Origin of the sequence: Clostridium sp. UBA4548 (assembly GCF_002387895.1) — a bacterium.
In the GTDB taxonomy this organism is placed as follows: Bacteria; Bacillota; Clostridia; order Clostridiales; family Clostridiaceae; genus Clostridium_J.
The window spans coordinates 1-12,499 of record NZ_DGLI01000022.1 but is presented as its reverse complement, the minus strand read 5'-3'; the positions used below and the strand labels follow the sequence as shown (position 1 = coordinate 12,499).

Sequence of the window (12,499 nt, the reverse complement as noted above, 5' to 3'; positions counted from 1 at the left end):
GTTTTTGTTAGCGATAATTTAGCCATAAAAATGTTTAGTGGATTTGTGTTGGGAATGAAAAGTACATTAAAAATTCATGATAAGTTTATAAAAACAAGAGATAAATTTAGTAGGATTACCTTCAAAATATTAATGAACAAATAGTTAAATTTTTAGCAAGGTATGGATGGATTACTTGCAATTATTTCAATATTCTTGGAGGTGGATAATAGATGCTCACTAATAGTATTTCTGATTTTATAAATATAAATACAATGAAAAGTGTATTTATATTTATAAACTCTAGTAAAAATGGGATAATTATTAATTTTTAAAACCATAGAAGGCTCTATAATTTATTTAGATTGAATAGTGAATTATAAAAAAATCATTTGATTTTAGTTGTTGAAGGAAAAAAATAATTAAAAATCAAAAATGATAAAATTGTAAAAATATAAACTTGTTTTTGTAAACTTGTGAATATTTTCACTATTGCAATGTTGAGGAGTATATTATAATATAAATTTGTGATAATAATTTAACAATATTTCAGGGGGGAAAATAATGAATAAGACATTTGATTATAGTGCCTTAGACAGAATATTAGAAGATCATGATTATAAAGCAAGCAGTATAATTGCAATATTACAAGATACTCAAGAAGCATATAGATATTTACCAAAGGAAGTATTCGCATATCTTTCAGAAAAGCTTCATATTAGTAGAGCTAAGATTTATAGCGTAGCTACTTTTTATGAAAACTTTTCACTTGAACCAAGAGGCGAATATGTAATAAAAGTGTGTGATGGAACGGCATGTCACGTAAGAAAGTCTATTCCAATATTAGATAAGTTAAGAAAAGAGCTTTGTCTTTCAGAGGAAAAAACAACTACTGACGACTTGATGTTTACTGTGGAAACGGTTTCTTGTCTTGGTGCTTGTGGACTTGCTCCAGTTATAACAGTTAATGAAAAAGTTCATCCTGCTATGACTCCAGAAAAAGTTGCAGAACTTCTAAAAACTTTAAAGGAGGTAAAATAAAATGCTTCGCAACAAACAAGAATTAATTGATCTTTCAAATTTATATAGTAACAGTTTAAAAATGCAAACTAAGAAAATTCTTATATGTGCAGGTACAGGTTGTGTAGCTGGTGGTGCCTTAGATATATATGATGAATTTTTAAGAATAATGAATGAAAAAGGTATAAAATGTGACGTAAGTCTTGAAAAAGAGCCTCATGATGAATCAGTAGGAATGAAAAAGAGCGGGTGTCACGGATTTTGTGAAATGGGTCCTCTTGTAAGAATTGAACCTTGGGGATATTTATATATAAAAGTAAAACCAGAAGATTGTGAAGAGATTATAGAAAAAACTATAATGAATAATGAGTGTGTTGAAAGACTTGCTTATAGAAAAGATGGAGAAATACATAGGAAGCAAGAGGAAATTCCTTTCTATAAAAAGCAAACTAGACTTGCTTTAGAACATTGTGGACATATTGATGCTACTTCTATAGAAGAGTATCTAGCAGTAGGTGGTTATAAGGCGCTTGAAAAAGCTTTGTTTGAAATGGAATCAGATGAAATTGTTAAACAAATAGAGGAATCAAACTTAAGAGGACGTGGAGGTGGCGGCTTCTTAGCAGGTCGTAAGTGGTCTCAAGTTAAACGTCAACAAGAAAAGATTAAGTATGTAGTATGTAATGGAGATGAAGGTGACCCAGGTGCTTTCATGGATAGAAGTATCATGGAAGGTGACCCACATAGAGTAATTGAAGGAATGATGATTGCTGGTATAGCTTGTGGTGCACAAGAAGGTTATATTTATGTTCGTGCTGAGTATCCACTTGCAGTTAGCAGACTTAATAATGCAATTAAGCAAGCAAGAGAATATGGAATACTTGGAGAAAATATACTTGGAACTAACTTTAGTTTTGATTTAAAGATTAATAGAGGTGCTGGTGCCTTTGTGTGTGGTGAGGGAAGTGCTCTTACAGCTTCTATAGAAGGGAAAAGAGGTATGCCAAGGGTTAAACCACCAAGAACTGTTGAACAAGGTTTATTTGGGAAACCAACAGTACTTAACAATGTAGAAACCTTTGCTAACGTTCCATCAGTAATTATAAATGGAGCAGAGTGGTATAGAGGAATTGGGCCAGAAAAGAGTCCAGGAACAAAAGCCTTTGCATTAACTGGAAACATTGAAAATACTGGGCTTATTGAAGTACCAATGGGTACAACATTAAGAGAGATAATTTTTGATATTGGTGGAGGAATGCGTGGAGGCACAGAATTTAAGGCTGTACAAATAGGAGGTCCATCAGGTGGATGTCTTACAAAAGAGCATTTAGATTTACCACTAGATTTTGATTCTCTTAAAAAAGCTGGGGCTATGATAGGTTCAGGTGGTCTTGTTGTTATGGATGAGCATACTTGCATGGTAGAAGTAGCAAGATTCTTTATGAACTTTACACAAAATGAATCTTGTGGAAAATGTGTTCCATGTCGTGAAGGCACAAAGAGAATGCTTGAAATTCTAGAGAGAATTGTAGCAGGTCAAGGGGTTTTAGAGGATATTGATATGTTATTAGAACTTGCAGATACAATTTCTTCAACAGCTCTATGTGGACTTGGAAAAACAGCTGCATTCCCAGTAGTAAGTACTATTAAAAACTTCCGTGAGGAGTATATAACTCATATTGTGGATAAGAAATGCCCATCAAAAACTTGTCAAAAGCTTAAAACTATTTACATTGAAAGAGATGCTTGTAAAGGATGTACTAAGTGTTCAAGACTATGTCCTGTAGGTGCAATTTCAGGTAAAGTTAAAGAACCATTTGTGATAGATAAAGATAAGTGTATTAAATGTGGTGCTTGTATTGAATCTTGTGCTTTCAAAGCTATAAAGGAGGATTAACAGAATGAACGGACAGTTTATGCTTATAGACAACATGCCTGTTGAGATAAATGGAGAAAAAAATGTACTTGAATTAGTAAGAAAAGCAGGGATTGATTTACCTACTTTCTGCTACTATTCAGAGCTTTCAGTTTATGGAGCATGCCGTATGTGTATGGTAGAAAACAAGTGGGGAGAAATTGAAGCTGCTTGTTCTACACCGCCTAAAGCTGGTATGGAAGTATATACAAACACTCCAAGACTAAGAAAATATAGAAAAATGATTCTTGAGCTACTTCTTTCACACCATTGTAGAGATTGTACAACTTGTGAAAAGAATGGTTATTGTAAGCTTCAAGATCTAGCACAACGTTTTGGAATTAAAGAAATAAGATTCAACAATACTTCTGAAGAACCAGCATTAGACAAATCTTCAGTAAGCATAGTAAGAGATCAAAGTAAGTGCATACTATGTGGTGACTGTGTAAGAATGTGCGATGAAGTACAAAACGTTGGAGCTATTGATTTCGTTGGAAGAGGTTCAGAAATGACTGTTAGTACAGCATATGATGAACCATTAGCAGAATCCAATTGTGTTGGCTGTGGACAATGTGCTGCGGTATGTCCAACAGGTGCTCTTGTAATTAAAAATGACACTTCAAAATTATGGAAAGAGCTAAGTGATAAAGATACAAAGGTAGTTGTACAAATTGCTCCAGCAGTAAGAGTTGGAATAAGCAAGGAACTAGGCTGCAAAGATGGAGAAAATGTAATGGGTAAAATCGTTGGAGCACTTAGGAAAATGGGCTTTAATGCAGTATTTGACACATCTACAGGTGCTGATCTTACAGTGTTAGAAGAAACAGGAGAATTCCTAGCAAGACTTGAGAAAAATGAAAAGTTACCATTATTCACATCTTGCTGTCCAGCTTGGGTAAGCTATGCAGAAAATACTCACCCAGATTTATTAACTAATATTTCAACCTGCCGCTCACCAATGCAAATGTTCTCGTCTGTTTTAAAAGAGCACTATAAACATTCAAGCAAAAAAGTTGTAGTGGTAGCAATTATGCCATGTACAGCTAAAAAGTTTGAAGCTCAAAGAAATGAATTTAAGGAAGACGGTGTTCCTTATGTTGATTATGTAATAACTACTCAAGAACTTATTCAAATGATCAAAGAATCTGGAATAATATTCTCTGAGGTTGAACCAGAAGCTGTTGATATGCCATTTGGAGTTAGCAGTGGAGCTGGAGTTATCTTCGGAGTAACGGGTGGAGTTACAGAGGCAGTTATTCGCAGAGTAATGGATGATAAATCTACTCCTACATTACGTAGCATTGCATTTAATGGTGTAAGAGGAATGGAAGGACTTAAGGAAGCTAGTATCACAGTTGAAGGCCGTGAATTAAAAATTGCAGTGGTAAGTGGACTTAAAAATGCAGAGGATTTAGTACAAAAAATTAAAGCTGGAGAAGCACATTATGATTTCGTAGAAGTTATGGCATGTCCTGGTGGATGCGTTTCTGGTGCAGGACAACCGTTTACAATGAATGAAGGAAAAGCTAAACGTGGTGCGGGATTATATGAAGCTGATAGAATGAGTAGTATAAAACGTTCTGAGGAAAATCCAGTAATGATTTCTTTATACTCAGGATTATTAAAAGGAAGAGTTCATGATTTATTACACGTACACTATAAAGGAAGGGAGTAGATTTTGTGGTAACTCTACGTATTTGCGTGGGAACATCCTGCCATATTAAAGGCTCTTACAATGTTATAAATACTTTTCAACAAGCCATTGAAGAACACAAGCTTTCAGAAAAAGTTAAGGTTGAGGCAGTATTCTGCCTAGGAAACTGTACTAATGGTGTATCTGTAAAAATAGATGATGGTGAAGTTCATAGTGTTTCAGGGCTTAGTGCTAGAAAGTTTTTTGAAACAGAAGTAATAGCAAAGTTATAGTGAGAATTTTTATTTAAGTATGTAGGACTGTTCACAATTATATTGTGGGCAGTCTTTTTAACTTTCCGATTTGATTAAAATAATTTCTATTGCTTATCTTAGGTAGCATAGGTATGATTGAAGTATTAATGGTAAAATTAAGTGATAAAGAATACAATAAATTAAAGGTGGTTAATATGAGAAACTTAAGAATGGTAATTGAATTTGATGGAAGTAAATATAAAGGGTGGCAAAAACTAAAGGATAATGACTTAACCATACAAAGCAAATTAGAAAATGTTTTGTCAAAAATGGCAGAAGAGAAAATTGAATTAATAGGTTGTGGAAAAACTGAAATAGGCGTACATGCAGAAAACTATATAGCTAATTTTCGTACTAATTGTAGATACAGTGTAAATGCTATGCTAGATTATTTATATGAATTTTTGCCAGAGGACATTGTGGTAAAAGATATTGAAGAGGTAGATGAAAGATTTCATGCTAGATATAATAAAAAATCTTTAACTTATACATATACAATTAATAATAAAAGATTTAGAAGTGTGTTTGATAGAAAATATTGTTATCATATTGATGAAAAACTTGATTTAGAAGCAATGAGAAATGCATCAGAGTTTTTAGTGGGAACAAAGGATTTTCAAAGCTTCACAACATTAAAACCCAACTCAAAGTCTACTGTTAAAACTATTAATTACATAGATATACGTGAAAATCATGGTATAGTAGAGATAGAAACAAATGCAAATGATTTCCTATGGAATATGGCAAATATTATTATTGGATACCTTTTACAAGTTGGAATAGGAGAACTAAAAATAAAGGATGTGGAAAGAGTATTAAATAATAAGAAAAGACCAGAAAAGGGTCCAATTGCACAAGGAAAGGGTCTATGTTTAAAAGAGGTTAGATATTAAAAATTTTATAAAGTTATAATATAAACTAAGTTTTTAAGTTTATCAAAATTAGATAAGAGGAGAAAGACTATGGAAAAGGATAAATTAATGGATAAGGCTTGCTGAACACCTAAGGAAATAACGTCCAGGATGGACTTAATGATTAAAAGCGGTCAAGATGTTAATGAAGAATTCTATAGAGATATAACACCAATTACTGCTGAATATTTAGATACTCCAATAGGAAGCATAAGTTCTATAAGTAGCGAACTTCTATATAAAGATAAGCTGGAACATTTTGGGGTTATGTGGGGGTATAAGAGGAACAATTATATGATAAAACCAGGGATATATGCTATAGGAAACCCAAAACCTAGCTCCCTTGTAATAGTATCCTGTAATTATAAACTTACCTTTGATATATTAAGAAAAGATTTAAGGAACGTAGATTGTTGGCTTTTAATTCTTGAAACTAATGGAGTTAATGTATGGTGTGCCTCGGGGAAGGGAACCTTTGGTACGGAGGAACTTATCAGAAGAATAAGAAAAGTAAAGTTAGAGTCACTAGTTAACCACAGGGTATTAATACTTCCTCAGTTAGGCGCATCTGGAGTAGATGTTTCAAAGTTAAAAAAGGAAACGGGTTTTAGAGGGATATTTGGACCAATAAGAAGCGAGGATATTGAAGATTATATTAAGAATAAGTTCAAAGCATCGAAGGAAATGAGAAATGTGAAATTTACTATTAGTGATAGGGCGAAGCTTACACCTTTAAGTTTTGTACAGAATATTAAGTATTACTTTGTTGCTTTAGTAATAATTCTACTAATGAATGTTATTGGAGGCACTGTATCTTTGGGAATTGGAGAACTAATAAAAATTACTATAATTCAGAGCATTCCAATGCTTCTAGCTACAGTAGTTGCTGCTATGATTTTCCCTATTGCACTACCAGTTATTCCTTTTAAATCTTTTGCATTAAAAGGTTTTGTGTTGTCTTTGTTTTTTTTAGGGGTACTCAGTAGTATGAGCTATAATTTTATGATACAGAATAATATGTACTTCCTTGGGTATAGTTTAATTACCATAGCGTTAGTTACTAATATATGCTTAAATTTCACAGGAAGTACAACCTATACGTCTTTCTCAGGGGTGGTAAAGGAAACTTTGTGGGCACTTCCGGCATGCATCGCTTTTTCCATAATAGGTGTGATTCTTATGATTATAAGCTTAGTGTGAGGGGGATTGATGTGATGAAGCAAAAATATATTAAAAATGTAGTAACCCTTAAACTTGATATTGAAAAGTGCGTAGGCTGTGGACTCTGTGTTACGGTATGTCCCCACAATGTATTTGCTATAGAAAATAAAAAAGCAATAATAGTAAACAAAGATAATTGCATAGAGTGCGGTGGATGTATGAATAATTGTGAGCCTAAAGCTATTTCTGTTTCTCAAGGAGTAGGATGAGTTATGGCGGTTGTTAAAGGCATTCTCACTGGTAGTGGGAAAAATTCTAACTGTTGTTAATATTAGATAGTTTATTAGTTTTTATATGCAAAATGAAGTATAAAAGGAGAAGGTATAATGAAATTTTATGAAGAAATATCAAAGTATTATGATTATATTTTCCCTACTGGGAAGGCACAAATTAAGTTTTTAAGTAAATTTATTGGGGAACCACCGAAGGATGTATTGGACATTGCTTGTGGAACTGGTGGATATTCTATAGAATTAGCAAAACTAGGTCACAAGCTAACAGCAGTGGATTTAGATGAAAAGATGATAGAAGAGCTAAAAAATAAAGCAGTTGAAGGAAACTTGCAAATAAATGCATTCTGCGAAAATATGTTAGAATTAAGTGATAACATAAAGTCTCAGTATGATTTAGCTTTTTGTATAGGAAATTCTTTGGTTCATTTAGATAGGGAAAAGGAAATTCAAAGCTTTTTAAAAGATATGAAAGCCATGTTAAGAAAAAGCGGAAAACTTGTAATTCAAATAATTAATTACGACAGAGTGCTATCTCAAAATATTACTTCACTTCCTACCATAGAAAACCAGGAAGTGGGATTAACCTTTCAACGTATCTATAAATATGATGAAAATTTAAATAAAGTTTTATTTAAAACTATTCTACAAGTAGAAGGACAGAACCTAGAAAATGAAATTCCATTGTATCCATTGTTATCTGAAGACCTGATAAAGCTTTTAAATGTTGCTGGCTTTAAAGAAGTTAGCCTATATGGAGATTTTAAGGGGAACAAATTCAACAAAGATGATTCCTATGCTTTAGTTATTGTTGCATCATAATAAGAAAATTAACAAATAAAAAGCAGCTAAGTTATTAATTAAATAATTTAGCTGCTTTTTTATCTTTATAGCTTGTCTTAATAAGCTATATTATTTTTTTATTTCTTGTTTTCCGCTTATTGAAGAAGTAGCATCCATTTTGAAGCCAGCTTTTGCTTCTTCATTTGCAAAGTAAACATTTCCTTCAACTTTAGCATCTACTAATTGGAAATCTTTAGTTTCAACATAAAGATCACCCTTGAAAGTTCCGCTTTGGATTCTAGCATTTGGGCTCTTTATAGTTAATTTTGGAGCTGTTAAAGTAAATCTAGCTGTTACTTTTTTGTCAGCATCTTGAGTGTAAAGAGCTATTTTTCTTTGAATAACATCTTTACCATCTTTATCTTTTTTACCATTCTTGAATTCGCCATCTAATACTAAATCTTTAGTTGAAGTGATATCGTTTAATGAAGCGATAATCCAAGTCCCTTCTTTTCCTAAAGCTTTTTCAAATGCTTCAGTTTCCTTTACTATTGAAGCTGTTGTTACTACGTCAGCTTTCTTATCAGTAGCTGCAGGTTGAGTTTGTTGAGTAGCTGGTGCTGGTGTTTTAGCTTCTTCTTTAGCTCCACATCCAACAAGTACTGTAGTAGCCATTACTATAGATAATAAAATAGCTTTTGCTTTCATGTTTTAAGTCCCCCTAAAAAATATGTATTTTATTTCACAAGCTTAGTATAGCATAAATTTCACAAAAAACAATAACAAAATTAAAGAATTTTACATAAAAGAGGTTTATGTAAAATTTGTAAATTATATATATGTATAAACTGCGGATAAATTGTCATAAATTCTGTAAAATTAATAAAGTGTAAATTTGGTTATGGATATATAGAATTAAAATTTTTCTTTGATTAACAGTTGTTTCAGTATGGTATAATAAAAGAATTAGAAACCAAATAAATGAAAAATAATCTAATGCGACTTATAGGGTTAAGTTGAGCTACATTTAAAATTTCGAACAAATTTACATAGTTTAATAAAAACAGAACTAAATAAAACTATAACAATAGTATTGGGTTTTTATAAAGATTTAATCTAAATGATAATGAGGTTTTTACACAATACATAAAATGATATGTTAAAATTTTGGTGGTTTATTAAGGAGAGTGTATGGTAACAGAAGATATGTTATTACAAATATTTACTGAAGAAACTAGTGGGAAAAATCATATAAAAGGTCAAAGAATCCTTAATAATGAGCTAGTTTCATCAGTAGATATTATTGCAGATGAAGATTTAATTTGTATAACTGGTAATGTGATTTCAGAAAATCTTTTTAATGAGTATAGTACAAAAATTGAGATGAATGGAAGACGTAAGAGTTTTATATCAACAGGTTGTACTTGTGCTGATTTTGAGAAAAATGTATATAAAGGTAGTAATTATTGTTGTAAACATCTAGTTGCCACCTTCTTTAGCGCTATAGACGATTTAGTTAAACATCCTTTATTGAGCCATGAAGAAGAGACAAAGAGCCTTGCTTATAAGCATAAAGGAAATATATTGTCTATGCTTTTAGGGGATGAGGAGGACAAAGAAGAGATTAAAATAGAAGTTTACATAAATAAAAGTCAATGGGATGATGAACTAACAGCTGAGTTTAAAGTGGGCTTAAAATCTATTGGTTCTAGCGAGTTATATGTAATGAGAGATATTAATCAGTTTTTATTAGCTTGCGATAACAGTTTCCCAGTGACTTATAGTAAAAATTTTAACTTCTATAGGGATAACCATAAACTTAGCCCAAAGGATAAGAAGCTTATAGATTTTATTAAAATGCTAAAAACCATTGAAGGAAACGGTAAATATGGAAATAGAGATAGAAAACCTGTAGTGGAAGGTAAGTACATTAATATTCCTAACTATCTAGTAAGAGAATTTTTCCACACAATAAAAATGCACAGGGTTTATTTAAATGAAGGTTTTTTCAGCAGAACTACGGAAACTGAAATTCTATTAGAGGCCCCCTTTATAGATTTTGATATAAAAACAATGAAGACTAACTATGTTCTTAAATCTCCAGGAGGTATGCCTAAGGTCTTAGGCATAAATGATGATGCTTTTCTTTATGGAACTACAATATATCTTCCTAATTATGAGTTTTGTTATAAAATTAAACCTTACCTTCAAGTATTGAGTGATGATAAGGTAATATCTATTGATATGGCAGAGGAGGATACCATCTTAAGAAAACTAATTCCAAATCTTAATATGTTATCACCTAAAGTTACTTTAGCAAAGTCTGTAAGAGATAAAATAGTCATGGGGAGTTGTTGTTTTAAATTTTATTTTGATCAGCAACGAAAGGATATCACCTTAACTTTGAAGGTTAAATATGAAACCTATGAGTTTAATATATTAGAAGACTTTACAGAAAAAGTAATATATAGAGATCATAAAAGCGAAGCACAAGTTATTGGAACTATTAGAAGGCTAGGATTTGAGGAGATAAGAGGAAAGTTTTATTTTAGAAGGGGAGAAGATTTCATATTCAACTTTTTTAAAAGTGAGGTGCATAAGCTTCAAGAAATAGGAGAGGTTTACTATTCTGAAAACTTTAAAGGTATAAAAGCAATTGGAACAAAAGGAATAAAAGCAGCTATAAGCTCAGGAAAGTATAACTACTTTGAGATGGATTTTCAAATTGGAAATGTGGACTCTAAAGAAACTACTAAAATTCTTAGGGCTTTTAGAGATAACCTTAAATATTACAAATTAAAAACTGGAGAATACTTAGACTTAGAAGAATTAGAAATGAATAAGTTTTTAAAGTTGTTAGATTGCTTATCTGAAAATAATATAGAGAACAATAAATTAGAGATTACTAAAAATAAGGCACTTTATTTGGAAACTTATTTAGAAGAAAATTCTATTAGATATATAAAAGGAAAATCAAAGTTAAAGGAAATAACAGAGAAAATAAAAAAAATAGATAAGTTAGAGTTTAAGGAAGTTACAGACTTAAAGGGTACCTTAAGAGATTACCAAAAGGTAGGATATAATTGGTTCAAGACTTTAGAATACTTAGGGTTTGGGGGAATTCTAGGGGATGAAATGGGGCTAGGGAAAACTTTTCAAACCATTGCATACGTGGCCTCTTGTAAAAAAACTAAAGCTTTAATTATTACACCAACATCCTTGGTGTACAATTGGATGGAGGAGTTTGAAAAATTCGCTCCTAACTGCAAAGTTGTTGCTATAAGTGGAACAAAAGGTGAAAGAGAGCTGATAATTAAAAACTTAGAACAGTTTGATGTTGCTATAACTAGCTATAATCTTTTAAAGAGGGATTTACATTCCTATAATAAAATAGAATTTTATAATGTTATATTAGATGAAGCTCAAAATATAAAAAATGCCAATTCTCAAAATGCCATTGCTGTTAAGGAAATCAAAGGTAAAAACAGATTTGCACTTACGGGGACACCAATTGAAAATTCCCTTATGGAATTATGGTCTATATTCGATTTTATAATGCCTGGTTACTTATATGATGAAAAGAGATTTAGTGTGAGATATCATAAAAAGCTTAAAGAAGGACCAGAGATTTTAGAAGAACTAAGAAAACTAGTTAATCCCTTCATACTAAGACGAAGAAAAAGTGATGTTATTAAAGAATTGCCTGTAAAGATAGAGAAAACCATTAGGGTTAATTTAAATGAAGAGCAAAAGAAAATTTATAAAGTTTATGCTAGATATGCTGTGGAATTAATTGAAAAGAAAGTAAGAAATGAAGAATTTGAAACTAGTAAAATTGAGATACTTTCATACATTACTAAATTAAGACAAATCTGTCTTGACCCCAAAGTACTGATGAGTGATTATACTGGACAAAGTGGAAAGATAGAGGCCTTGGTTGAATTACTTCACAAGAGTATAGGGGAAGGACATAGAGTACTGGTGTTTTCACAATTCACCTCCGTATTAAAAAATATTGGGTCAAGGATATCTAGCGAAGGTATAACTTATAGCTATTTAGATGGCGCAGTGCCCTTAGAGAAAAGAATGGATATGGTGAAAAACTTTAATGATGGAGAAAATTCTGTATTTCTTATAAGTTTAAAGGCTGGAGGTACAGGTCTAAATTTAACCTCGGCAGATATAGTAATTCATTTTGATCCTTGGTGGAATCCTGCTGTAGAAGACCAAGCCACGGATAGAGCACATAGAATAGGACAAGACAATGTGGTAGAGGTGATAAAAATCATAGCAAAAGGTACTATTGAGGAAAAAATTCTTAAACTTCAGGAGGAAAAGAAAAAACTAATATCTGAACTTATGGGAGATGAGTTTTCAAATGGAGAAGGATTTTCTGCTTTAAGTGAAGAAGAGATATTAGAGTTATTCCGAGTACAAAGCAAATAAGAAGCATAGCCATTAAAGGGCTATGCTTTTATTGTGTAACGAATACC

Annotated in this window: 10 protein-coding genes; 9 read left to right on the top strand and 1 reads right to left on the bottom strand. The window is 31.8% G+C overall.

Annotation, left to right across the window (positions count from 1 at the left end; all coding sequences use genetic code 11):
- Positions 1-543 precede the first annotated feature (543 nt).
- The 8 genes from B3040_RS08155 to B3040_RS08120 all read left to right on the top strand — a co-directional run bounded on the left by B3040_RS08155 (position 544) and on the right by B3040_RS08120 (position 8,045).
- Complete coding sequence (locus B3040_RS08155) at positions 544-1,020, top strand: complex I 24 kDa subunit family protein (protein WP_291572054.1); 477 nt, start codon at positions 544-546, stop codon at positions 1,018-1,020.
- A gap of 1 nt (position 1,021) precedes the next feature.
- Complete coding sequence (nuoF, locus tag B3040_RS08150) at positions 1,022-2,896, top strand: NADH-quinone oxidoreductase subunit NuoF (protein ID WP_291572052.1); 1,875 nt, start codon at positions 1,022-1,024, stop codon at positions 2,894-2,896.
- A 4-nt stretch (positions 2,897-2,900) separates the two neighbouring features.
- Positions 2,901-4,589, top strand: coding sequence for a [FeFe] hydrogenase, group A (locus tag B3040_RS08145; RefSeq protein ID WP_291572050.1), 1,689 nt, complete (start codon positions 2,901-2,903; stop codon positions 4,587-4,589).
- Positions 4,590-4,594: 5 nt separating this feature from the next.
- Positions 4,595-4,840, top strand: coding sequence for a (2Fe-2S) ferredoxin domain-containing protein (locus B3040_RS08140; protein WP_017416927.1), 246 nt, complete (start codon positions 4,595-4,597; stop codon positions 4,838-4,840).
- A 176-nt stretch (positions 4,841-5,016) separates the two neighbouring features.
- Complete coding sequence (truA, locus tag B3040_RS08135) at positions 5,017-5,754, top strand: tRNA pseudouridine(38-40) synthase TruA (protein WP_291572059.1); 738 nt, start codon at positions 5,017-5,019, stop codon at positions 5,752-5,754.
- A 69-nt stretch (positions 5,755-5,823) separates the two neighbouring features.
- A complete protein-coding gene (hgcA, locus tag B3040_RS08130; protein WP_291572047.1) occupies positions 5,824-6,972 on the top strand; it encodes a mercury methylation corrinoid protein HgcA in 1,149 nt (382 codons plus the stop codon).
- 14 nt (positions 6,973-6,986) lie between these two features.
- The gene (locus B3040_RS08125; RefSeq protein WP_291572056.1) at positions 6,987-7,202 is read left to right on the top strand and encodes a 4Fe-4S dicluster domain-containing protein; all 216 of its coding nucleotides are present in this window, start codon (positions 6,987-6,989) and stop codon (positions 7,200-7,202) included.
- A gap of 117 nt (positions 7,203-7,319) precedes the next feature.
- Positions 7,320-8,045 carry a class I SAM-dependent methyltransferase gene (locus B3040_RS08120; protein WP_291572044.1) on the top strand — a complete coding sequence of 242 codons (726 nt, stop codon included), beginning with the start codon at positions 7,320-7,322 and terminating at the stop codon, positions 8,043-8,045.
- 90 nt (positions 8,046-8,135) lie between these two features.
- Here the strand turns inward: B3040_RS08120 and B3040_RS08115 are convergent, their stop codons facing one another.
- Positions 8,136-8,714 (bottom strand): hypothetical protein, encoded by a 579-nt coding sequence (locus B3040_RS08115; RefSeq protein WP_291572042.1) that lies wholly within the window; start codon positions 8,712-8,714, stop codon positions 8,136-8,138.
- Positions 8,715-9,197: 483 nt separating this feature from the next.
- Here B3040_RS08115 and B3040_RS08110 point away from each other — a divergent pair, with 483 nt between their 5' ends.
- Complete coding sequence (locus B3040_RS08110; RefSeq protein ID WP_291572040.1) at positions 9,198-12,452, top strand: DEAD/DEAH box helicase; 3,255 nt, start codon at positions 9,198-9,200, stop codon at positions 12,450-12,452.
- Positions 12,453-12,499: the final 47 nt, after the last annotated feature.